Origin of the sequence: Actinomadura flavalba DSM 45200, assembly GCF_000374305.1 — a bacterium.
Lineage (GTDB): Bacteria > Actinomycetota > Actinomycetes > Streptosporangiales > Streptosporangiaceae > Spirillospora > Spirillospora flavalba.
Genome location: NZ_KB894094.1, coordinates 604,953 through 627,595, shown reverse-complemented (window position 1 = coordinate 627,595; position 22,643 = coordinate 604,953). Strand labels below are relative to the sequence as shown.

Genomic DNA, 22,643 nt, shown 5'->3' with positions numbered 1-22,643 from the left:
GCGGGGAAGGAGACGTTTCGTGTCGGTCTCGATGGTCAAGGGCCAGCGGATCTCGCTGGAGAAGCCCGGCGGCTCGCTCACGATGGTGCGCATGGGCCTCGGCTGGGACGCGGTGAAGAAGAAGGGGTTCTTCGGCTCCCGCGAGCAGGAGATCGACCTGGACGCGTCGGTCGTGCTGTTCGCCGACGGGCAGCCCGCCGACGTCGTGTACTTCGGGCAGCTCACGTCCAAGGACGGCTCGGTCCGGCACACGGGCGACAACCTCACCGGCGCGGGCGACGGCGACGACGAGTCCATCATCGTCGACCTCACGCGCGTGCCCGTGCACGTGACGTCGCTGGTCTTCACGGTCAGCTCGTTCAACAACCAGAGCTTCGACCAGGTCGCCAACGCGTTCTGCCGTCTCGTGGACGAGCAGACCAACGCCGAGCTGGCCCGCTACACGCTCACCGGCGGCGGCCAGCACACCGCGATGATCATGGCGAAGCTGTACCGCCACGGCGACGGCTGGAAGCTGAACGCGATCGGCGAGCCCGGTCAGGGCCGTACCTTCCAGGACATGTTCCCCTCGATCGCCGCCCACGCCTGACCGCCGCCTCCCCCCGATGGCCGAGATGACGAGCGGGGCGAACGCGCCCCTGCCCCCGGGCACGCTGACCGTCACCGCCGAGTGCGGCGCGCCCGCCGACGTCAGCGCGCTGCTGGTGGACGCGCGGCTGAAGGTCCGCTCCGACGCCGACGTGGTGTTCTACAACGCCCCGTCCGCGCCCGGCGTGCGGTGGTCGCACGAAGGCGGGCAGCGCCTCACCCTCGACCTCGCCGCCGTCCCCGGCGACGTGCACGCCGTGCTGGTCGCGCTGTCGCTGGCCGACGGCACGTTCGGAGCGCTGCCGCCGCCCCGGCTGGCCGTCGTGTCCGGCGGCGCGGACGTCGCGTCGTTCACGGTGGCGAACCTCGGCGTCGAACAGGCGATCGTGGGCTTCGAGCTTTACCGCCGCGCGGACGCGTGGAAGATCCGCGCCCTCGGCCAGGGCTACGCGGGCGGCCTCGCCGCCCTCCTCACCGACCACGGCGTGGACGTCGACCCCCCGGCTCCCGCGCCCCGGCCCACCCCCGCGCCCTCGCTCCACACCACGCCCGCGCAGGGCACGCCCGCGCCGTTCGCCCACGGAGCCCGGCACTCCGCGCCCGGCCACGGCGCCCACCCCGACCCCGGTTCCCCGCCGGGACAGAGCGGGCACGGTTCACATCCCGGGCATGGCCCATCTACGGCTTCCCCGCACGCGGGCAGTGCGGCGGGACAGACCGGGCAGGGCCCGCACGCAACTTCACCGCCCCGCCCAGGTGGTTCGCCGCAGGCGGGCGGCGGGGCCGGACAGGGCTCGCAGGCCGGTTCGCCGCCGCGCGCGGGTGGCTCGCCGGGGCAAGGCGGGCATGGTCCGCCGCAGGCAGGCGGCGGGGCGGGGCTGGGCTCGCAGGCCGGTTCCTCGCCGCAGGCGGGTGGTTCGCCGGGGCAAGGTGGGCATGGTTCGCCGCAGGCGCACGGCGGGGCGGGGCTGGGCTCGCAGGCCGGTTCGCCGTCGCAGGCGGGTGGTTCGCCGGGGCATGGCGGGCACGGTTCGCCCGTTGGCTCTCCAAGTGCGGGTGGTTCGCCGGGGCAGGGTGGGCCTGGGTCTTCGCAGGTGGGGAACCAGGTTGGGTTCGTGGAGCGGGCTTGGCTGGTGTGGGAGGACGCTAGCCGGGCGGTGGCCGCGCATCGGGCGACGACCGAGCACGCGCTGCGGTTGCGGGACTCGGCGGGCGGGAGCGCCGCCGGGCGGCCCGCCGAGCTGATGGCCGCCGCGAACGAGCGGCTGGCCGCCGACGCCGCGCAGCTCGCCGCCGAACTCGGCGACGCGGGCGGGCACGTGCCGCCGGAGCTGGCGCCGTTCGACGCGCCGTCCTGGCTGACCTGGCAGCCCCGCGCCGACGTCGCCGACGGCATCCTCCTCGGCCACCTCGGCACGCCCGAGATGCCCGGCCTGCGGATGCCGCTGGTCATGCGGATGCCGTGGCGCAGCGGCGTGTGGATCACCGGCGGGCCGGTGCCGGGCGCGGCGACGGCGTTCACGTGGTCGCTCGTCACCCGGTTCCTCGCCGCGCTGCCGCCCGGCCTCGCCGGGATCGAGGTCGTGGACGCGTCCGGCCTGTCCGGCGCGCAGTGGGTCAACGGGCTCGACCCGCGCGTCCGCGACACCCTCGCGGGCGGCGGCGCCGTCGCCGGGCCGCAGGCGTCGGAGCGGCTGCGCGCCCTGCTCGACCTGGTGGACCTGCGCGGCGTCGGCGGCGAGGCCGACGAGCTGCCGCCCGGCCTGCGGCCCGGCCCGCCGGTGCGGCTGCTGGTCGTGCTGGACGTGGGCGCCGCGCTCGACGGCGACGACGCCCACCACCTCGTCCGCCTCGCCGAGGACGGCCCGGCGGCGGGCGTCCCGGTGCTGCTGGCCGAGACGGGCGCCCCGGCGGGCGAGTCGGTGCGCGCGATGCGCGTCCGGCAGGCGTGCGGCGCGAGCCTGCCCGGCGGCGAGGACACGATCCGCGACGGCTGGACCGGCCACGACTGGACGCTCACCCCCGACACCCTCGCCGACGCCCGCGAGGGCGCGGCCCCGGCGCTGCTCGCCCACGTCCTCGGCGCGCACGCGCGGGCGGTGACGGGCGGGTAGGCGGTTGAAGCCCGCTCCTCGGGTACAAGGCCCCGCGACACCGCGACAGATCCCGAGGGGGCGACGATGGCCGAGTTCCTGACCGACATCAAGACGCTGCGTGAGAACGCTCGGCAGGAGATCCTGAAGGGCCCGATCACGCAGGCGTACGGCGCGGACGTCGACCGGGTGATCCAGGTGCTGAACGAGGCGCTCGCGACGGAGATCGTCTGCACGCTGCGCTACAAGCGGCACTACTTCACGGCGACGGGCATCCACGCCGAGACGGTCGCCGCCGAGTTCCTGGAGCACGCCAAGGAGGAGCAGGAGCACGCCGACCTGCTCGCCGAGCGCATCGTGCAGCTCGGCGGCGAGCCCGACTTCTCCCCGGACACGCTGACGACCCGCTCGCACGCCGAGTACGACGCCAGCCTCGACCTCGTCGAGATGATCAAGGAGGACCTGGTCGCGGAGCGCATCGCGGTCGCGTCCTACACCGAGATCGTCCAGTGGCTCGGCGACAAGGACGTCACGACCAAGCGCGTCTTCGAGAACCTGCTGGCCCAGGAGGAGGAGCACGCCGACGACCTGCGCGGCCTCCTCGAACGCCTCCCCGACAGCCTCAAGAGCTAGAGGTACCGGCGCGACGCCCGGACGAGCGGCGGCCGCGACGCCGTGTAGGCGACGGCGAGCGGTTCGGCGATGAACAGGGTGTGGTCGCCCGCCTCGACGCGGTCGCGGGTCGCGCACTCCAGCGCGGCCACGCCGCCGTCGGGGATGAGCGCGTCGGACGCGGTGCCGCGCCGGTGCGGCTCGGCGGCCAGCAGGATGCGGGCGCCGGGACGGCCGGCGGCGGCGAACCGCCCGGCCAGAGCCCGCTGGGACGACGCCAGGATCGTCGCGGCCCAGCGGTCCCGGCGGTGCAGCACCTCGGTGAGGTACGAGGACGTCGTCATGCTGACGAGCACCAGCGGCGGGTCGAGCGAGACCGACAGGAACGACGTCACCGTCGTCCCGTGGTCGTCGCGGCCGTCGCGGACCGTCAGCACGACGACGCCCGTCGCGAAGCCCGCGACGGCCTCGGCGGCGTCGGCGGTGCTCAGCGGATCTCCCACGCGCCCGGCAGCGTCAGCGGCCCCGCCGCGGGCAGGCCCAGCCGCGCCGCCGCGCCGCTCAGCGCGCCCCAGCCGTCGAAGCGGGCCGACGCGGCGGTGCGGTCGTCGCTGGACTCCGGCGGGCGCAGCCGGTCGAGCGGGGAGCCGTGCGGGAACGGCCGGACGGGCGCCGTCGCGGCCAGCCCCGCCTTCTCGCGGGCCAGGCCGAGCGCGTGGTCGAGGCCGCCCAGCTCGTCCACCAGGCCGTTGGCGTGGGCGTCGGCGCCGGTCCAGACGCGTCCGCGCGCCAGCTCGTGCATCTTCTCGGGCGTCATGCCCCGGCCCCGCGCGGCCTTGCCGGTGAAGTCGGCGTAGATCGCGTCGAGGGAGGCGTTGACGCGCGCCCACTCGGAGTCGGAGAAGTCCTTGGTGGCGGAGAACATGCGGGCGTGGTCGCCGGAGGTGACGTGCCCGAGCCCGACGCCGACGCGGGCGAGCAGGTCGTTGACGACGGCCTTGCCGACGACGACGCCGATCGACCCGGTGATCGTGCCGGGCTGCGCGACGATCGTGTCGGCGCCCATCGCGACGTAGTAGCCGCCGGACGCGGCGACGTTCCCCATCGACACCACGACGGGTTTGCCCGCCTCGCGGGCGAGCTGCACCTCGCGCCAGATCGTGTCGGACGCGACCGCCGACCCGCCGGGGCTGTTCACCCGGAACACGATCGCCTTGACGCGGTCGTCGCGGACGGCGGCGCGGAACGCGGCGGAGATCGTGTCCGACCCCATCGACGGGCCCTGCGTGGGCAGCGGCCCGCCGCGCCCGGAGCGGCCGAGCCGGATCGGCCCCTGCCCGGTGATCAGCGCGATCGCGTCGTGCTTGCCCGGCTTGGGGAGCTTCTTCGCGACGCTCTGCGCCCGGTTGTACCGGTTGACGAACCGCAGCAGCGGCTGCCCGCCGACGCGCTCGCGGACGTGCGCGTACACCTCGTCGCGGTAGCCGAGCCGGTCGACCAGGCGCGCGTCCAGCGCCTCGGCGGCCAGCAGCGGGCCCCGGTCGATCAGCGCGCGCACCTCCGCGACGTCGATGCCGCGCGCGGCGGCGACACCGGCGGCGATCTGGTCGGCCAGGGAGTCGACGAGCCGCTGCGACGACTCCTCGTGCGCGGGCGTGTAGGCGCGTTCCATGAACGTGTTCGCCATCGTCTTGTACTCGTGCCGCTTGGCGAACTCGGGCTTGACGCCCGCCTTCTCCAGCGCGCCGCCGAAGAACGGCTCCTCCAGCGCGATGCCGGTCAGCCCGACCTCGCCGGACGGCTGGAGCCACACCTCGTCGAACCCGGTCGCGAGGTAGTAGGGGACGTTGCCGCGCCCGCCCTCGCCGAACGTCTCGGCCCAGGCGACGGCGAGCTTGCCCGCCGCGCGGAACGCGGCCACGGCGTCGCGCAGCTCCTGCGCCATCGCCAGCGCCGTGCCACCGGACACCTTGACGACGAGCGCCTTGACGCGGGGGTCGGTGCGGGCCCGCCGCAGCCCGCCGAGCACGTCGTGCAGGTGCGTGCGGCGCAGCGTCATGAGCGCGGACAGGGGGTCGGCGGGGGGAGCCTCCACGATCCCGTCCGCGAGGTCGAGTTCGAGGATCAGCGGGGCCGTGCGGCGTTCGCGGGCCTCACGGATGACGTTCACGACTGTACCGGGGTCCACCATGGCCCCAGCCTATGCGGTGGGTCAGCGGGCGAACGCGCGGTTCGGCAGGACGCTCGCGCTGGCCTGGGCGGCGGGACGGCCGTCGGGTCCGGTGAGGACGGCGTTGGACACCAGGCGGACGGAACCGGGGTGCACGCAGGTGCCGACGACGGTGTACCGCGTGCCCGCCAGGACGGGACGCAGGTAGTCGACGTTCAGGTTGAGGGTGAGCATCGGCATGAACCTGGCGCCGGTGGACGCGCCCGCGAGGCAGACGGCGTTGTCGAGGATCATCGCGATGTAGCCGCCGTGCACGGTGCCGCCGGGGTTGCACAGCTTCTCGGCGGGCGTCCAGGAGATCTCGACGTGACCGGGCTCGGCGCGGGTGATGATCTGCCCGATGTGGTCGTTGATGTCGGTGAGCTGGGGGAACCTGCCGTCGGCGATGGCCTGGATCAGTTCCGCGCCGGTGGCGTTGTTCCACAGGTCGGCGGTCGCGCTGTCGATGTCCAGGCTCAACGGGGGTCTCCTCACGGGTGCGATCAGCCGAATCGTATTCGGTTCGGGGTGCGGCGGGCGATGTGCGGTTGCTCACCGGCGTCGGCTGAAAGCTGACAAATGACGTGTCCACCGTACTGAGACGACCCGGAGGATAGGTTCGTCCGCATGGCTGACGGTGACGGCGACGGCTGGGCGCGCTGCGTCCAGGGCCACACGCATTGGGGCCGGTACGGGGCGTCGGGCCTGCTGCTGTTCCACCGCGACGCCGCCGGGATCGTCCGCGTCCTGCTCCAGCAGCGCGCCTGGTGGGGGATCGGCGGCGGCACGTGGGGCATGTTCGGCGGCGCCCGGCACAGCCACGAGGACCCGGTCGCCGGGGCGCTGCGCGAGACGGCCGAGGAGTCCACACTGGACACCGCGCTGGTCCGGGTGCACGGCGCGTCCGTCGAGGACCACGGCGGCTGGGCCTACACGTCGGTGATCGCGTCGGTCGCGGAGCGGCCGGTCGTGCGGGCCGCGTCGCGGGAGACCCGGCGCGCCGCCTGGGTCCGGGCCGAGCGGGTGCGGGACCGCCGGCTGTTTCCCCCGTTCGCCCGCGGATGGACGTCTCTGGAGGTCGCTTTGAGCCGGATCGTGCTGGTGGTGGACGCGGCGAACGTCGTCGGGGCGCGCGCCGACGGCTGGTGGAAGGACCGCGCGGGCGCCAACGCCCGGCTGCGCGACGACCTGCGGACGCTGGCGTCCGGGGGCGTCCGCCTGCCGGAGGGCGCCGCGCCCTATCCGCTGGCCTACCCGGAGATCGTCCTGGTCGTGGAGGGGGCGGCGCGCGGCGTCGCCGCCGAGCCCAGCCCGGACGTCACCGTCGTCGCCGCGCCGGGCAGCGGCGACGACCACATCGTCGCCCTCGTCACCGACCCCGACCCCGACGTCCGCTACCTCGTCGTCACCGCCGACCGCGAACTGCGCGCCCGCTGTGAGGCCGCGGGCGCGTCCGTGCTCGGCCCGCGCTGGCTGCTGGACCGCCTGCCCGCCCGGCGCCGCTGACGGCTCAGCCCACGGTGACGCGGACGCCCGCGCCGCGCAGCGTCCCGGCGGCGCGCTCGGCGTCGTCCTCGGGCACCAGCACCAGGTCGGCGTGGTAGGTCGAGGCGACGAACACCGGCAGCGCGGCGTCGGCGAGCGGCGCCAGGATCGCGGCGAGCACGCCGGGCGCGCCCGTGCCGGACGGGGTGTCGGCGTAGAAGCCCGTCCAGCGCTCGGCCTCGACCCAGGGCGGCGCCTCGCGCACGACCGTCAGCCCCTCCGGCGCCCGGACGAGCGCGACCCACTCGTCGTCCTCGGGCAGCGTCGCGTGCGCCAGATGCTCCACGACGAACCGGCCGGGCACGCGGTGCAGGTGCGGAACGCTCATCCGCCGACCCTATGACGCCCCGGGCGTGCGAGGCTCGGCGGGCGTCTCGTCCGGAACGAGCCACACCGCGCCCAGCGGCGGGACGCGCAGCTCCGCCGACGCGGGCATCGCGTGGTGCGGGACGTCGTGCGCCTCGACGCGGCCGAGGTTGCCGACGCCGCTGCCGCCGTACTCGAACGCGTCGGTGTTGAGCACCTCGCGCCAGACCCCGGTGTGCGGCAGGCCGATCCGGTAGTTCTCGTGCGGGGCGCCGGAGAAGTTGAACGCGCACGCCAGCACCCGGCCGTCGCCGCCGCGCCGCAGGAACGTCAGGACGTTGCCGCTCGCGTCGTTGGCGTCGATCCACTCGAAGCCGTCGGGCTCGTTGTCGCGCGCCCACAGCGCGGGAAACTCCTTGTAGCGCCGGTTCATGTCGCGGACGAGCTTCTGCACGCCGATGTGGTGGGCGCCCTCGGCGGCGCTGTCGAGCAGCCACCAGTCGAGCCCCCGGTCCTCGGCCCACTCGGCGCCCTGCCCGAACTCGCCGCCCATGAACAGGAGCTGCTTGCCCGGATGCGACCACATGTAGGCCAGCAGCACCCGCAGCCCCGCGAACTTGTTCCACGAGTCGCCGGGCATCTTGCCGAGCAGCGACCCCTTGAGATGGACGACCTCGTCGTGCGACAGCGGCAGCACGTAGTTCTCGGAGAACGCGTACACCAGCGAGAACGTCAGCTCGCCGTGGTGGTAGTTGCGGAACAGCGGCTCGTGCTCCAGGTAGTGGAGCGTGTCGTGCATCCACCCCATGTTCCACTTGAACCCGAACCCGAGCCCGCCCAGGTGCGTCGGCCGCGACACCCCCGGCCACGCCGTCGACTCCTCCGCGATCGTGACGACGCCGGGGCTGCGCTTGTAGACGGTCGCGTTCATCTCCTGGAGGAACGAGATCGCCTCCAGGTTCTCCCGGCCGCCGTAGATGTTCGGCGTCCACTGGCCGTCCTCGCGCGAATAGTCGAGGTAGAGCATCGAGGCGACGGCGTCGACGCGCAGCCCGTCGACGTGGAACTCCTCCAGCCAGAACGCGGCGTTGGCGACGAGGAAGTTGCGGACCTCGGTGCGGCCGAAGTCGAACACCAGCGTGCCCCAGTCGGGATGCTCGCCGCGCTGCGGGTCGCCGTGCTCGTAGAGCGTGGTGCCGTCGAAGCGAGCCAGCGCCCACTCGTCCTTGGGGAAGTGCGCGGGCACCCAGTCGACGATGACGCCGACGCCCGCCTGGTGCAGCCGGTCGACCAGGTACCGGAAGTCGTCGGGGTCGCCGAACCGGGACGTCGGCGCGTAGTACGACGTCACCTGGTAGCCCCAGGACGGCCCGTACGGGTGCTCGGCGACCGGCAGGAACTCCACGTGCGTGAAGCCCATGTCGGAGACGTAGGCGGTCAGCTCCTCGGCCAGCTCCCGGTAGCCGAGGCCCTGCCGCCACGAGCCCAGGTGCACCTCGTAGACGCTCATCGGCTCGTGCACGTAGGAGCGTTCCTTGCGCTGCTCCATCCACGCGTCGTCGCCCCAGGCGTAGGCGCTGGTGAAGACGCGTGACGCGGTGCGCGGCGGCTGCTCGGCGTACCGGGCCATGGGGTCGGCCTTGCCGCGCCACTGCCCGTCGGCGCCGAGGATCTCGAACTTGTAGGCGTCGCCGTCGCCGGCGCCGGGCACGAACAGCTCCCACACGCCCGACGAGCCCAGCGACCGCATCGGGAACGCGCGGCCGTCCCAGTGGTTGAACTCACCGATGACGCGGACGCCCCGCGCGTTCGGCGCCCACACCGCGAACGCGACGCCGGTGACCTCGCCGAACGCCGACGCGTAGGCGCGGGTGCGGGCGCCGAGGGCCTGCCACAGCTCCTCGTGGCGGCCCTCACCGATGAGGTGCAGGTCGAGTTCGCCGAGCGTGGGCAGGTGGCGGTAGGGGTCGTCCTGGACCGACTCGGTGCCGTCGTAGGTGACGGCGAGGCGGTAGTCGGGGACGGCGAGCGGCGGCTGCTCGGGGTCGTCGCCGGACAGGGCGGTGCCGGGCGGGATCGTGCCGGTGAACACGCCGCCGTGGTAGTGCCGCAGCCGGTGGCGCTCGCCGTCCGGCAGGACGACGTCGACGCGGTCGGCGAGCGGGCGCAGCGCGCGGATCATGATGCCGTCACGGCCGGGGTGCGCGCCGAGGACCGAGTGCGGATCGTGGTGTTCGCCGCCGACGAGCCGGTCGATCTCCGCGCGCGTCACTCGTGCCATGGTGATGTGGCTCCCTCCACCGCCTGACCGTCTGGCCTGCCTCGCAGGCGCTCTACCCGGTCGGAGCCTGATCCAACGCGGGCGACCCTCCGCATTTACCCACTTTCCGCACTTCACTCACGTTGCGTGGCGCGGACGTGACGGGCGGGTGCCCGCGCGGGCGGCGGCGTCTTCGCCAGGGGTCGCGCCGATGGCCGGCGCCCGCGCGGTCACGTTCGCGGGGAAGTGCCTCTCCTGTCACCCGGACGCCAGAGGTATCTGGCGTCACGGCGGCCCGGCCCGCCCCCGTACGGCGGGCCGGACGCCGTCTCCGGCGCGGCGGCCCGGCTCATCCGCGACCCCGCTGCTCGGTCAGCAGGGCCCGCAGCCCGGGTTCGTCGTCGGCCGCGACGGTCATCGCCTGACCGGCTTCGAGCTGGGCGTCCGTCAGGTCGCCCCGGCGGGTGGCGTACCAGCGTCCGGCGTCGCTGCGCCACACCAGCCAGGCGGGGAACTCGGACTCGACGGAGGACTTCGCGTCCTCGAAGTCGCCCATCGCGGTCGTCCTTTCCCCGGGGAGGCACTTCTGTATACAAAAGTCATACCGAGGCGGTGGAGTGTCAAGCTGTCCGTAAGCGGACCGTCTCCCCGGGGTTAGCGCGTCGCCCGCGCCCCCGGGGCGGAGGAGGTGACGCGAGTGCGGGAAGGTCCGGCCTACCGGCGCATCGCCGCCCTGCTGCGCGCCGAGATCCGGGCGGGCGCGCTGCCGCCCGGGTCGCGGCTGCCGACGATGGCGCGGCTGCGCGAGCGGCACGGCGTCTCGGAGATCGTCGTCCGCCAGGCCATCGCGATGCTGCGCGGCGAGGGACTGGTCGAGACGCGCCGGGGCGGCGGCACGATCGTCCGTGCGGTGCCGCCGCTGCGCCGCGTCGCGATGGACCGCTACCGCGCCTTCGCGCCGCGCCCGGACCCGCCCGCGACGACGTTCACGCGCGAGCGCGACCTGGCCTGGTCGGACTACCGGCTCGACCGGACCTTCGCCCGGGTCGAGGCCACCCCCGAGCTCGCGGAGCTGTTCGAGCTGCCGGACGCGACGCCGCTGCTCCGCCGCCACTTCGTCTTCCACGCGAAGGGGACGCCGCAGCAGATCTCGACGAACTACCTGCCGTGGTCGCTCGTCGGCGGCACCCCGGTCGCAGACCCGGCGAACGAGCCCTGGCCGGGCGGCACCCTCGCCCAGCTCGGCTTCCTCGGCCACGCGGTCACCCGCGTCGAGGAGGCGGTCCGGGCCCGCATGCCGACGCCGGACGAGTCCGCGACGCTGCGCATGGCCGACGGCGTCCCGGTCGTCACGATCACCCGCCGCCTGCTCGCGGGCGCCCGCGTCATGGAGGTCTGCCGCGACATCGTCCTCCCGGCCGACCAGGTCGTCCTGGACTACTCCCTCGACCTGTGACCCGCCCCGGACGGCGGGGCGGGCCGCCCGGCGTCAGGACGTGCCGGATTCGCCCCGGTAGGAGCCGAAGGACCACAGGTTGCCCTCGGGGTCGGCGGCGATGAAGTCGCGGCCGCCGTAGCTCTCGTCGCGGGGCTCGCGGACGATGGCCGCCCCGGCGGCCTTCGCCCGGGCGTACAGGTCGTCCACGTGGTCGGTGACGACGTAGACGCCCGCCTTGCCCGGTTCGCGGGACCAGTCGGCGCCCTCGTCCTTGACCGAGCCGAGCATGACGCCGCCGCCCTCGGGCCAGTCGAGCTGGGCGTGCTGGACGACGTCGCCGTCGGCGTAGACGGCGGTCGCGACGAAACCGAACGTGCCGGTCAGGAAGGCGATGAGCCCGTGGGCGTCGCGGGCCGACAGGGTCGGCCAGACGACGGGCGCGGGCGTGGTCTCCGAAGTGTTCATACCTCGGAGTCTTCCCCGCGCCGGTGGCCCCCGGCTTGGATGTTTCGGCGCTCCTCGGAGATCCACGCGCTCGGCGCGAGCCCGGCGAACTCCCGGAACTCGCGCGCGAGGTGCGCCTGGTCGCAGTAGCCGTGGCGGTGCGCGACGCCGGCGAGGGCGGGCTCGCGCCCGGCGGCGACGGCGGCGGCGATGGCCTGCCGCGCCGCGTCGAACCGCATCAGGCGGCTGACGCCCTTGGGGCCCAGGCCGAGTTCGCGGCGGAACAGCGTGCTGAGCTGCCGGGCGCTGAGCCCGACGTGCCGCGCGAGCCCGTCCACCGAACCGCGTCCGCGATGCCAGGCGAGCCAGCGCCACGCCTCGGCCAGCTCGTCGCGGGGCGGCCGGGCGCCGGACCGCTCCCGCAGGAACCCGTCCACGACGGCGAACGCCGCGTCCCACGACGGCGCCTCCCGCAGCCGCTCCCAGACGTCGGTGACCCCCGGCCCGATCAGGTCGGCGGCCTCGACGGCACCGGTCCCCAGGTCGGCGGCGCGCACGCCGAACAGGGCGCGGGCGGCGAGCGGGTGCACGGCGAGCTGCACGCCGGACTGACGTTCGGGCTGCACGACGTAGGTGGGCCGGGGATGCAGCCCGGCGACGAGCACGTCGCAGCCGAACCCGCCCGCGCCACGGACGGCGGCGGGGTCGTCGGCGCCGACGACCGGGCCGTCGAGCGAGAAGATGAACGTCAGGTACGGAGAGGGCAGCCCCCGGTGCAGCGTCTCGGGAAGGCCCGCCGCCCGGTAGCCGACGGCGGACGCGATTCCACCGCCCACCCGCCCGGCGCGGACGAACTCCATGATCGGCGCACCCTGCGCGTCCATGCCCCCAGTATGACCCCGGGCACCGACGGTCCGGCGGGCGGCGTCAGCTCGCCACCAGGTCGCCGTTCTCCTCGTACTCGGCGCGCGCCTCTTCCAGCAGGTCCGCCCACGAATCGACGTCGGGCCTGCGGCGCAGCAGCGCGCGGCGTTCACGTTCGGTCATGCCGCCCCAGACGCCGAACTCGATGCGATTGTCGAGCGCGTCAGCGAGGCATTCCGTTCGTACCGGACATGCGCGACATATCGTCTTCGCCCGGTTCTGTGCCGCACCCTGCACGAACAGCGCATCGGGATCAGCGTTTCGGCAGGCGGCCTGGGCGGCCAGATCCCCAGTCAGCATGAGTCCCCTCGTGGCTCTGGGAAGAGAGTGGAGTCGGCCCGCAGCGGGCGCGGACGCTGCTGGTTGGCTCATGACCGTACGCAAGTGCCGGGGTGACCATCAACCCCCCAAGAGGGCTATGTTTCAACTAGCCAGTCCATGCTGTTGGGGAAGTGACGCCGGGACGCCAAGAGAATGACGTTCGAGTAACATACGACATCCCCACGGAACCATCCTTCACCTGCGTTACGGACATCTCGCTCGAATACCCGATAAGTGGCAGCACGCGCCGCCGGAATGGTCCGTGTGGGTGTGCCCGAAACCTCGCGGAAGTGCGGGAAGGTCAGTTCTGGCGTGTCGTGGTGAGGCGGGAGAGGGCGTTGAGGGGGATGGGCAGCCAGGCGGGGCGGTGGGCGGCCTCGTAGCGGATCTCGTAGACGGCCTTGTCGAGTTCGAGCGCGTGCAGCAGGTCGGGGTGGACGGCGGCGCCGCCCGCCGAGGAGTAGCCGCGCAGGAACGCGGCGCGGGTCTCCTCCGCCCAGGACGACGCGCCGGGCGACGGCTCGCGGGACGCGTCCGCGTCCGAGGCGTGCGCCGCGTAGTCGAACGACCGGAGCATCCCCGCCACGTCGCGCAGCGCCGGGGACGGGGCGCGGCGCTCGGCGGGGGAACGGGCCGGTTCGCCCTCGAAGTCCAGCAGGACCCAGCGGTCGCCCGTGTAGAGGGCCTGGCCCAGGTGGTAGTCGCCGTGCACGCGTTGCAGCGGCGGCGGGTCGTCCAGCGCGCGGACGGTGTCGAAGACCGCGCCGATGGCCTCGGCGTGCGGGCGCAGCTCGGCCACCGTGCGGGACGTCTCGTCGAGCTGCGCGCGCATCGCGTCCACTAGCGCCGCCAGGTCGGCGGACGTCGTCTCCCGGACGTCGAACAGCTCGGCCAGGTCCCGGTGGACGGCCGCCGTGGCCTCGCCCAGCGCCGCGGCCTCGGCCGCGAACGACTCCGCCGACGCCGCCCGCGCCGTCGCCAGCTCCCAGCCGTCCGCCGCCCCGGGCACGTACGCCGACAGCAGCGCCAGGGTGACGGGCTCGTCGCCCTCGTCCAGCTCGATCCAGCCGTGGACGGCCGGGGCGTACGGCGACGCCCGCGACGTCAGCGCCAGGTTGATCTCCAGGTCGGGGCTGCGGCCCGGCGACAGCCGCCGGAACAGCTTCAGGATGTGCGACGTCCCGTACACCAGCGAGGTGTTCGACTGCTCGGCGCCGAGCGGCCGCCCGCCCGCCGCCGTGTCCAGCGCGACGCCGGGCGCCCGCCGGAACCGCAGCGCGCCGGCGGACGTCTCCGCGTCGATCCGGTCGAGCAGCACCGACGCCAGCGCCGGGTCGTGCACGGCGTCGTAGACGACCGTCCCGGGCCCGACCGGCCCGATGAGACCCCCCGGAGCAGCCTCCCCTACCCCCAGATAGAGCTGGTAACGATCAGTGGCGGACCCCTGCTCGACGTCCAGCACCACGAACCGCAGCCCCGGGAACAGCTCCGCCGACCCCGACACCCGGACCGCCGTCACGGGACGGTCCTTCCCGGCGAACCACCGCTGTCGCGGCAGCCAGTGGATCAGCAGGAGCTCCTCGGCGGACGCCACGGTCACTCCTCCTCGGAAGGCGCGGACAGGACGAACCAGTAGAACCCGTGCCCCGGCAGCGTCAGCAGGTAGGGCAGCTCACCGATCGCCGGGAACTCCACGCCGCCCATGCACTCGACGGGCGCGTGCCCCCGGAACCGGCGCAGGTCGAGTTCGACGGGCTGCGGGAACCGCGACAGGTTGTTGACGCACAGGATCGTGTCGGCGCCGCCCCACTGGTTGGACTCGCCGTCGGAGATCTCCCGGACGAACGCGAGCACGCTCGGGTTGGACGCGTTCAGCTCCACGTACTCCCCGACGCCGAACACCGGGTGCTGCTGCCGGATCTCGATCATCTTGCGGGTCCAGTGCATGAGCGACCCGGGGTTGTTGAGCTGCGCCTCGACGTTCACGGCCTGGTACCCGTAGATCGGGTCCATGATCGTCGGCAGGTAGAGGCGGCCGGGGTCGGCGTTGGAGAACCCGGCGTTGCGGTCGGGCGTCCACTGCATCGGGGTCCGGACGGCGTCGCGGTCGCCCAGCCAGATGTTGTCGCCCATGCCGATCTCGTCGCCGTAGTACAGGACGGGCGAACCGGGCAGCGACATGAGCAGCGCGGTGAACAGTTCGAGCTGGTTGCGGTCGTTGTCGAGCAGCGGCGCCAGCCGCCGCCGGATGCCGATGTTGGCCTTCATCCGGGGATCGCGCGCGTACTCGGAGTACATGTAGTCGCGTTCCTCGTCGGTGACCATCTCCAGGGTCAGCTCGTCGTGGTTGCGCAGGAAGATGCCCCACTGGCAGTTCGTCGGGATCTTCGGCGTCTGCGCCATGATCTCCGAGATGGGGTAGCGCTGCTCGCGCCGCACCGCCATGAAGATGCGCGGCATGACGGGGAAGTGGAACGCCATGTGGCACTCGTCGCCGCCGACGGCCGGGTCTCCGAAGTAGTCGACGACGTCGCCCGGCCACTGGTTCGCCTCCGCGAGCAGCACCCGGTCGGGGTACAGCCGGTCGACCTCGGCCCGGACCCGCTTGAGGTAGGCGTGCGTCTCGGGCAGGTTCTCGCAGTTCGTCCCCTCGCGCGCGTACAGGTAGGGGACGGCGTCGAGCCGGAACCCGTCGATGCCGAGGTCCAGCCAGAACCGCAGCACCTCCAGCAGCGCGTCCTGCACGTTCGGGTTGTCGTAGTTCAGGTCGGGCTGGTGGGAGAAGAACCGGTGCCAGTAGTACTGGCCGCGTACCGCGTCGTACGTCCAGTTCGACGCCTCGGTGTCGACGAAGATGATCCGGGCCTCCGGATACTTCTCGTCGGTGTCCTCCCACATGTAGAAGTCGCCGTACGGCCCGTCCGGGTCCGAGCGCGACGCCTGGAACCACGGGTGCTGGTCGCTGGTGTGGTTCATGACGAGGTCGGCGATGACGCGGATGCCGCGCGCGTGCGCCTGGTCGATCAGCTCCACGAAGTCGCCCAGCTCCCCGAACTCGGGGAGGACCCGGGTGTACTCGCTGATGTCGTACCCGCCGTCCTTGAGCGGCGACTGGTAGATCGGCAGCAGCCACAGGCAGTCGATGCCGAGCCACTGGAGGTGGTCGAGCTTGCCGATGAGGCCGCGCAGGTCGCCGTAGCCGTCGCCGTTGGAGTCGGCGAAGCCGCGCACCGACACCTCGTAGAACACGGCCGTCTTGAACCAGTGCGGATCGCGCGGGGTGTCGGGATCGAAGGCGTCGGGCACCGGCTCGTGCGGCGTCGGCTCCTCCACCTCGGCCGGTGCCGCGCCGTGGTGCGGGGTCGAGGTCTGCACGGCGGGCAGGCGCAGGTCGAGCGCGCGGTCGTTGCGCAGGTCGGAGTCGGCCGCGGCGGGAAACTCCTCCCGCCGTGCCGCGGGGTCCTGTTGCTGCGAAGTGCTCAAGTCGCGTTTCTCCGGAGAGTGAAGAGGTGGGCGGGCTGCTCCTGCGGATCGAGCCGCACGTAGTTGAACTCACCCCACGTGTACGAGGCGCCGGTGAGCTCGTCGGTGACGGTGAAGGTCTCGCCGGGAGGCACGCCGAGGGCGGGAAGGTCGAGGCGGACGGTCGTCTCGCGCGGCTGGTGGGGGTTGAGGTTGACGACGGCGAGGACGACGTCGTCCCCGTCGCGGCGGGAGAAGCAGAGGAACTCGCCCTGGTCGGGGTCGTGGAAGGTGAGGCCGCGCAGCCGCCGCAGCGCGGGATGCGCGCGGCGGAAGGCGTTCAGCCGGGTGATCAGCGGCGCGATGGTGCGGCCCTCGCGCTCGGCCGCCTCCCAGTCGCGGGGGCGGTACTGGTACTTCTCCGAGTCCCGGTACTCCTCGCTGCCGGGCCGGACGGGCGTGTTCTCGATCAGCTCGTACCCGGAGTAGACGCCCCACGTCGGGGAAAGCAGCGCCGCGAGCACCGCCCGGATCTCGAACGCGGGACGGCCGCCGTGCACGAGGTACTCGTGCAGGATGTCGGGCGTGTTCACGAACGCGTTGGGACGCATGTAGAACGACGCGTCGCCGGTCAGCTCCCCGAAGTACTGCTCCAGGTCCTCGCGGGAGTTCTTCCAGGTGAAGTACGTGTAGGACTGGTGGAACCCGATCTTGGCGAGCGTGTGCATCATCGCCGGGCGGGTGAACGCCTCGGCGAGGAACAGCACGTCGGGGTCGGTCTCCGCGATCTCGGCCAGCAGCCGCTCCCAGAACCGGACGGGCTTGGTGTGCGGGTTGTCGACGCGGAAGATCCGGACGCCGTGGTCCATCCAGTGCCGGACGACCCGCAGCACCTCGGCGTACAGCCCCTCGGGGTCGTTGTCGAAGTTGAGCGGATAGATGTCCTGGTACTTCTTCGGCGGGTTCTCGGCGTAGGCGATGGTGCCGTCGGCGCGGGTGGTGAACCACTCGGGGTGCTCGGTGACCCAGGGATGGTCGGGGGCGCACTGGAGCGCGAGGTCGAGGGCGACCTCCAGGCCCTGGTCGCGGGCGTAGGCGACGAACGCGTCGAAGTCGTCCAGGGTGCCGAGGTCGGGGTGGATCGCGTCGTGGCCGCCGTCGGGGGAGCCGATCGCCCACGGCGAGCCGGGATCGTACGGCCCGGCCTCCAGCGTGTTGTTCGGGCCCTTGCGGAACGTCGCGCCGATCGGGTGGATCGGCGGCAGGTAGACGACGTCGAAGCCCATGTCCGCGACGGCGGGCAGGCGCTTCATCGCCGTCCGGAACGTTCCGGACATGGGCCCGCGGCGGCCGATCGGGTCGACCGACGCGCCCTCGGAGCGCGGGAAGAACTCGTACCAGCTCCCGGACAGGGCCCGTTCGCGGTGGACGGTCAGCGCGTACCACTCGGTGGCGGTGACCAGCTCGCGGAGCGGGTGGCGCGCTTCGATGTCGCGGACGGCGGGCGCCCAGGCGGCCTCCATCCGGTCGTCGACCGGGACGGTGACGTCCGCGAGCCGTTCGGCGAGCGCGGTGAGGACGGGCCGCTCGTCCTCCGGGACGGCCTCGGCGGCGCGGGTGAACAGCAGCGCGCCCTCGGCGAACATCAGCTCGACGTCCTGGCCGCGCGGGATCTTGATCTCGGCGTCGTGCCGCCAGTGCGCGACGGGATCGCCCCAGGCCACGACGCGGTAGTGCCACGTGCCCGGACGGGTGGGCACGACCTCGGCGGCCAGGCGGTCCTCGCCGGGTGCGATGTCGATCATCCGGACGGGCGGCTGCTCCACGCCGTCGGGATCGCGCAGCACGACCTCGGCGCCCAGCCGCTCGTGGCCCTCGCGGAACACGGTGGCGGCGACGGGCACCGTCTCGTTCTCGACGGCCCGCGCGGACCACCGCCCGCCGGAGACGAGCGGCGTGACGTCCAGGACCGGAATTCGCCCGATCGCACCATTCTTTGGCATCCGTGATGTTCCGGACTCGACCCGCATGCGCCGTCTCCTACCCGTTGCCGACCCGTGAAACCGTCTCGCTCCGCGTCGGGGGGATTACCACTGGATGCCCGCTTCTAACGTGGCGGGAGGGGTACTCCCGCCGACCGGCACCGGCCGCGCGGGCGGGTCGCGCCCCGTGCAAGCGGCCGTCCCGCCAAACCGGGGCGGAGCGGTCCATAGGGTGACGGTCTTGTGGCTCACCTCGCGTGATTCCCGCCGACCCCTTAGCGTGGCGCCACGTGAAGGCCATCCGACGATTCACCGTACGCACCGTCCTTCCCGAGCCGCTGCGCCCGCTCGACGAGCTGGTCCGCAACCTGCGCTGGTCGTGGCACCACGAGACCCGCGACCTGTTCCGCGACCTGGACCCCGCGCTGTGGGACGCCGTCGGGCACGACCCCGTCCGGCTGCTCGGCGAGATCGCGCCCGAGCGCCTGACCGAGGTCGCCGCCGACCGGCGCTTCCTGCGCCGCCTCCAGGACGCCGCCGACGACCTGCGCGACTACGTCACCGGAGACCGCTGGTACCAGGAACAGACCGGCGGACCGGCCGCGATCGCCTACTTCTCGCCCGAATACGGGATCACCTCGGCGCTGCCCCAGTACTCCGGCGGCCTCGGCATCCTCGCCGGTGACCATCTGAAGACCGCGAGCGACCTCGGCGTCCCGATCATCGCCGTGGGCCTGCTCTACCGGCACGGCTACTTCGCCCAGTCGCTGTCGCCGGACGGCTGGCAGCTCGAACGCTATCCGCCGATCGACCCCAACGGCCTGCCGCTGACGCTGCTGCGCGAGAGCGACGGCACGCCCGTGCACGTCAGCGTCGGTCTGCCGCAGGGGCACGCGCTGCGCGCGCAGGTGTGGGTGGCGCGGGTCGGCCGCGTCCCGCAGTTGCTGCTCGACTCCGACGTCGAGGACAACGACCCCGCCGCCCGCGACATCACCGACCGCCTCTACGGCGGCGGCGGCGACCACCGCCTCCTCCAGGAGATGCTGCTCGGCATCGCCGGCGTCCGGGCGATCCGGGCGTACTGCCGCATCACCCGTCATCCCGCGCCGGAGGTGTTCCACACCAACGAGGGGCACGCCGGGTTCCTCGGCCTCGAACGCATCCGCGAACTCGTCACCGAGGACGGGCTCACGTTCGACGAGGCGCTCGAAGCGACCCGGGCGGGCACCGTCTTCACCACCCATACCCCGGTTCCCGCCGGAATCGACCGGTTCCCTCGTGAGCTGATCGCCAAGTACTTCGGCGGCGTCAACGAGAAGGCCGGGGTGCCGTCCGAGCGCATCCTGGAACTCGGCGCCGAGACCTATCCCGGCGGCGACCTGTCCGTCTTCAACATGGCCGTGATGGGGATGCGGCTGGCGCAGCGCGTCAACGGCGTCAGCAGGCTGCACGGCGTCGTCAGCCGCGAGATGTTCGGCGGCCTGTGGGGCGGGTTCGACACCGGCGAGGTACCGGTCGGCTCGATCACCAACGGCGTCCACGCCGGAACCTGGGTCGCGCGCGAGATCCTGGACTGCGGGCCGCCCGCGTCCGACGTCCCCGAGACCGACCTGTGGCCCATCCGGCGGACGCTGCGGGCCCGGCTCGTCGACGAGGCGCGGCGGCGGCTGCGCGAGTCGTGGCGGGTACGCGGCGCCAGCGAGGCCGAGACCGCCTGGATCGACACCGCGCTCGACCCGGACGTGCTCACGATCGGGTTCGCGCGGCGGGTGCCGTCGTACAAGCGGCTGACGCTGATGATGCGCGACCCCGAGCGGCTGCGGGCGATCCTGCTCGATCCGGACCGTCCGGTGCAGATCGTCATCGCGGGCAAGGCGCACCCCGCCGACGAAGGCGGCAAGCGCCTCATCCAGGACATCGTGCGCTTCGCGGACAGTGAGGACGTCCGGCACCGCATCGTGTTCCTGCCCGACTACGACATGGCGCTCGGCCAGGCGCTCGTGCAGGGCTGCGACGTGTGGATGAACAACCCGCTGCGCCCGCTGGAGGCGTGCGGCACGTCCGGCATGAAGGCGGCGCTGAACGGCGGCCTGAACCTGTCGATCCGCGACGGCTGGTGGGACGAGTGGTTCGACGGCCAGAACGGCTGGGCGATTCCGTCCGCCGACGGCCTGTCGGCCCCCGACCGCCGCGACGCGCTGGAGGCGGCGGCGCTCTACGAGCTGATCGAGGACCACGTCGCGGTCATGTTCTACGACCGCGACGCCGCCGGTCTGCCGCGCCGCTGGCTGGAGATGGTCCGCCACACGATCACGACGCTCGGGCCGAAGGTCCTGGCGACGCGGATGCTGCGCGACTACGTCGAGGGCTACTACCGTCCGGCGGCGGACGCGGCCCGCGCCCTCGCGGCCGACGGCCACGCCGGCGCCCGCGAGCTGGCGTCGTGGAAGCACCGCGTCCTGAAGGCGTGGCCGGGCGTCACGGTGGAGCACGTGGAGTCCAGCGGCGAGGAGACCCTGCACGCCGGGGGCGACCTGACGATCCGCGCGGTGGTGGACCTGGCGGGCCTGGACCCGTCGGACGTGGCGGTGGAGGCGGCCTACGGCCGGGTGGACGACACGGACGCGCTCACGTCCCCGTCCTACGTCCCCCTCACCGGCGCCGACCCCCTCCCGGACGGCCGCGCCCGCTACACGGGCCGCATCCCGCTGGCCCGCAGCGGCGCCTACGGCTACAACGTCCGCGTGGTCCCGTCCCACCCGAACCTGGCGGGCCCGTCCGAACTCGGCCTCATAGCCCTCCCCCCGACCCCAGAGGGCCTGACCAACGGAAACCTCCGCTGACCCCACGGGCGGGCGCGGCCTTTGAACCGCGCCCGCCCATCACCCACCAACAACCGCGCCGTGAGCCGTTCGGGGCGCTCACGCTCATCACCGGTCCCACGGCGGTGTCTCGTCCCGTACGTCCTTCTCCTTGCCGCCGAAGGACCGCTCGTAATCGCCGACGGGGGAGTTCCCTTGGACCTTCCCTTCGGGGACGCCGCCCTTGACGCCGCCCTCGCCTTCGGCCTTCGAGCCGGTCGGCCCGTGCTCACCGCCGGCCACGAGGGAACCGTCGAGCCCGCCCTCGCGATCCCATCCTCCTTCGGCGCCACCGATGCCGCTGAAGTCCGAACCCATGATCGGCACCTTGGACCTGTGCTCGACACCCGCGCTCGCGACGCCCCCGCCGTCCATCGTGACGTTCGCGCCGGTCTCGTTCCACCTGGCCGATCTTGTACCGGGCTCCCGCGCCCAGCTTCCAGTCATCGCCCGGCCCGCGGTCGGCGTCGAGGTCGATCTCCTTGAGCGGACGGTCGTACCTGCCGCCGACCTCGCCGGAGTCCCCGCGATTGACGTAGGCCAGCCCGGCGTTGACGCCGTTCTGCGCCAGATGGACAGCGGCGGTCCTGCCGCCTTCTCCGAACGCGGTGGCGAGGGCGGCGTCGGCATGCCGGTTGCCTGCTCGCCGGAGGTCGCTTGCGCCGGCCATCGCGCCACCGGCGAGGACGACGGCACAGGTCTGGCCGGTGGCCGCGAGAACGGCGGTGACGACGGTCGTGATCGTCAGGGCGGCGGCGGCCAGGGCTTGGGCCGGCGCCGCACCGGCGACGGTGAGCGAGGCGAGCGCCAGCGCGTCCAGGTAGACGGCCATGCCCAGCGCGAACGTCGCATGGGAGAGCAGCGCCCACGCCGACACGGTCAGCGTGACGCCCACCGCGCGGCCGTACTGCTCCAGCGCGTCGAGCTGGGCGATGTACTCGCGGACGTGGCCTTCGTAGGCCGTGCGGTCATCGGTCGTCCACGACTGTGCCGGAAGCCGCGCGACCAGCCCTTCGAGTTCCGCCGCCGCCCGCTTGAGGTCGTCCGCGACGGCGCCCCATGCATAGGCGGCCTTCATGATGTCGGCCGGTTTACCGGTCGCCAGCCGGAACTGGAAAGAGATCATGAAGGCGGGCGGCAGGAACAGCGCCGCCGCTGCCGCCATGGGCGTGGCGGCGGCCATCATGCCTTCGGCCGCGCCGGTGACGCCCTGCTCGACACCGCCACCCATGATGATCTTTCTCCCTTGTCGCGTGCGGCTCAGCGCGCGGTATTGGCCTCTTCGGCTCTGCGGTAGTAGACGGCGGTCCTGTCGAGTCTCCGAGCCATCTCGGCGGCCTCGGTCGCCTCGGAATCAATAGCTCCGGCGAAGAACTGGAGAGCGATCGGGTAGCCGACGGCCATCATCGACATGGTGATGCTGAAATCACCGCCTTCCAGGTCGAAGACGCCGTCACCGCCGAGTTTCTGCTTGACCGCATTCAGTTTTTCGACTACCTGCTTCTCCACCTCGCAGCCGTGCATGGCGATGAGCTTTGTGTCCACGGTCTTGGGGGGAGCCACGTCCGCTTCCTTGAGATCGGCGGCAGAGATGGCGG

Annotated in this window: 21 protein-coding genes; 6 read left to right on the top strand and 15 right to left on the bottom strand. The window is 72.9% G+C overall.

Features of this window, described 5'->3' with window-relative positions; genetic code table 11:
• Nucleotides 1–19 precede the first annotated feature (19 nt).
• The 3 genes from C229_RS0112445 to C229_RS0112435 all read left to right on the top strand — a co-directional run bounded on the left by C229_RS0112445 (nt 20) and on the right by C229_RS0112435 (nt 3,314).
• Entirely contained in the window at nt 20–589 is a 570-nt protein-coding gene (locus tag C229_RS0112445) for a TerD family protein (protein WP_018655406.1), read from the top strand.
• Between the two features lie 16 nt (nt 590–605).
• The gene (locus tag C229_RS0112440) at nt 606–2,702 is read left to right on the top strand and encodes a TerD family protein (protein ID WP_018655405.1); all 2,097 of its coding nucleotides are present in this window, start codon (nt 606–608) and stop codon (nt 2,700–2,702) included.
• Nucleotides 2,703–2,768: 66 nt separating this feature from the next.
• Complete coding sequence (locus tag C229_RS0112435; RefSeq protein ID WP_018655404.1) at nt 2,769–3,314, top strand: ferritin-like domain-containing protein; 546 nt, start codon at nt 2,769–2,771, stop codon at nt 3,312–3,314.
• Here C229_RS0112435 and C229_RS0112430 read toward each other — a convergent pair.
• From C229_RS0112430 to C229_RS0112420, 3 genes are read right to left on the bottom strand one after another with little or no spacing between them, the layout of a single operon-like run.
• Complete coding sequence (locus tag C229_RS0112430) at nt 3,311–3,796, bottom strand: flavin reductase family protein (protein ID WP_018655403.1); 486 nt, start codon at nt 3,794–3,796, stop codon at nt 3,311–3,313. The two genes, C229_RS0112435 and C229_RS0112430, sit on opposite strands and share 4 nt — an antisense overlap.
• On the bottom strand, nt 3,781–5,484 hold the full coding sequence (gene sppA / locus C229_RS0112425) for a signal peptide peptidase SppA (RefSeq protein WP_026313713.1): 1,704 nt from the start codon (nt 5,482–5,484) through the stop codon (nt 3,781–3,783). The genes C229_RS0112430 and sppA overlap by 16 nt, the downstream gene beginning before the upstream one ends.
• 21 nt (nt 5,485–5,505) lie before the next feature.
• Nucleotides 5,506–5,982: a PaaI family thioesterase gene (locus C229_RS0112420; protein WP_018655401.1), complete on the bottom strand. Its 477-nt coding sequence runs from the start codon at nt 5,980–5,982 to the stop codon at nt 5,506–5,508.
• 147 nt (nt 5,983–6,129) lie between these two features.
• Between C229_RS0112420 and C229_RS0112415 the strand changes: the two genes are divergently transcribed.
• The gene (locus C229_RS0112415; RefSeq protein ID WP_018655400.1) at nt 6,130–7,008 is read left to right on the top strand and encodes an NUDIX hydrolase; all 879 of its coding nucleotides are present in this window, start codon (nt 6,130–6,132) and stop codon (nt 7,006–7,008) included.
• A gap of 4 nt (nt 7,009–7,012) precedes the next feature.
• Here the strand turns inward: C229_RS0112415 and C229_RS0112410 are convergent, their stop codons facing one another.
• The 3 genes from C229_RS0112410 to C229_RS0112400 all read right to left on the bottom strand — a co-directional run bounded on the left by C229_RS0112410 (nt 7,013) and on the right by C229_RS0112400 (nt 10,169).
• Nucleotides 7,013–7,375 (bottom strand): ACT domain-containing protein, encoded by a 363-nt coding sequence (locus tag C229_RS0112410; protein ID WP_018655399.1) that lies wholly within the window; start codon nt 7,373–7,375, stop codon nt 7,013–7,015.
• A gap of 9 nt (nt 7,376–7,384) precedes the next feature.
• A complete protein-coding gene (gene glgB, locus C229_RS0112405; RefSeq protein WP_026313712.1) occupies nt 7,385–9,634 on the bottom strand; it encodes a 1,4-alpha-glucan branching protein GlgB in 2,250 nt (749 codons plus the stop codon).
• A gap of 328 nt (nt 9,635–9,962) precedes the next feature.
• Nucleotides 9,963–10,169 (bottom strand): hypothetical protein, encoded by a 207-nt coding sequence (locus C229_RS0112400; RefSeq protein WP_018655397.1) that lies wholly within the window; start codon nt 10,167–10,169, stop codon nt 9,963–9,965.
• Between the two features lie 141 nt (nt 10,170–10,310).
• Between C229_RS0112400 and C229_RS0112395 the strand changes: the two genes are divergently transcribed.
• Nucleotides 10,311–11,069, top strand: coding sequence for a GntR family transcriptional regulator (locus C229_RS0112395; protein WP_018655396.1), 759 nt, complete (start codon nt 10,311–10,313; stop codon nt 11,067–11,069).
• Between the two features lie 33 nt (nt 11,070–11,102).
• Here the strand turns inward: C229_RS0112395 and C229_RS0112390 are convergent, their stop codons facing one another.
• From C229_RS0112390 to C229_RS0112360, 6 genes are all read right to left on the bottom strand, one after another.
• Nucleotides 11,103–11,516, bottom strand: coding sequence for a VOC family protein (locus C229_RS0112390; protein WP_018655395.1), 414 nt, complete (start codon nt 11,514–11,516; stop codon nt 11,103–11,105).
• The gene (locus C229_RS0112385) at nt 11,513–12,379 is read right to left on the bottom strand and encodes a helix-turn-helix domain-containing protein (protein ID WP_018655394.1); all 867 of its coding nucleotides are present in this window, start codon (nt 12,377–12,379) and stop codon (nt 11,513–11,515) included. Before C229_RS0112385 ends, C229_RS0112390 begins: the two co-directional genes overlap by 4 nt.
• A gap of 43 nt (nt 12,380–12,422) precedes the next feature.
• Complete coding sequence (locus tag C229_RS0112380) at nt 12,423–12,719, bottom strand: WhiB family transcriptional regulator (RefSeq protein ID WP_018655393.1); 297 nt, start codon at nt 12,717–12,719, stop codon at nt 12,423–12,425.
• Nucleotides 12,720–13,041: 322 nt separating this feature from the next.
• Entirely contained in the window at nt 13,042–14,334 is a 1,293-nt protein-coding gene (locus tag C229_RS30320; protein WP_033424239.1) for a maltokinase N-terminal cap-like domain-containing protein, read from the bottom strand.
• A gap of 2 nt (nt 14,335–14,336) precedes the next feature.
• Entirely contained in the window at nt 14,337–16,073 is a 1,737-nt protein-coding gene (treS, locus tag C229_RS0112370) for a maltose alpha-D-glucosyltransferase (protein ID WP_026313711.1), read from the bottom strand.
• 146 nt (nt 16,074–16,219) lie between these two features.
• Nucleotides 16,220–18,205: an alpha-1,4-glucan--maltose-1-phosphate maltosyltransferase gene (locus C229_RS0112360; protein ID WP_018655390.1), complete on the bottom strand. Its 1,986-nt coding sequence runs from the start codon at nt 18,203–18,205 to the stop codon at nt 16,220–16,222.
• Between the two features lie 269 nt (nt 18,206–18,474).
• Between C229_RS0112360 and glgP the strand changes: the two genes are divergently transcribed.
• Nucleotides 18,475–21,027 carry an alpha-glucan family phosphorylase gene (gene glgP, locus C229_RS0112355; protein ID WP_018655389.1) on the top strand — a complete coding sequence of 851 codons (2,553 nt, stop codon included), beginning with the start codon at nt 18,475–18,477 and terminating at the stop codon, nt 21,025–21,027.
• 87 nt (nt 21,028–21,114) lie between these two features.
• Here glgP and C229_RS34195 read toward each other — a convergent pair whose 3' ends face one another.
• Genes C229_RS34195 through C229_RS0112340 form a run of 3 tightly spaced genes read right to left on the bottom strand, consistent with a single transcriptional unit; the run spans nt 21,115 to nt 22,608 of the window.
• Nucleotides 21,115–21,288, bottom strand: coding sequence for a hypothetical protein (locus C229_RS34195; protein ID WP_018655388.1), 174 nt, complete (start codon nt 21,286–21,288; stop codon nt 21,115–21,117).
• On the bottom strand, nt 21,275–22,276 hold the full coding sequence (locus C229_RS0112345) for a hypothetical protein (protein ID WP_018655387.1): 1,002 nt from the start codon (nt 22,274–22,276) through the stop codon (nt 21,275–21,277). Before C229_RS0112345 ends, C229_RS34195 begins: the two co-directional genes overlap by 14 nt.
• Before the next feature lie 29 nt (nt 22,277–22,305).
• Nucleotides 22,306–22,608 carry a hypothetical protein gene (locus C229_RS0112340; RefSeq protein ID WP_018655386.1) on the bottom strand — a complete coding sequence of 101 codons (303 nt, stop codon included), beginning with the start codon at nt 22,606–22,608 and terminating at the stop codon, nt 22,306–22,308.
• Between the last annotated feature and the right edge of the window lie 35 nt (nt 22,609–22,643).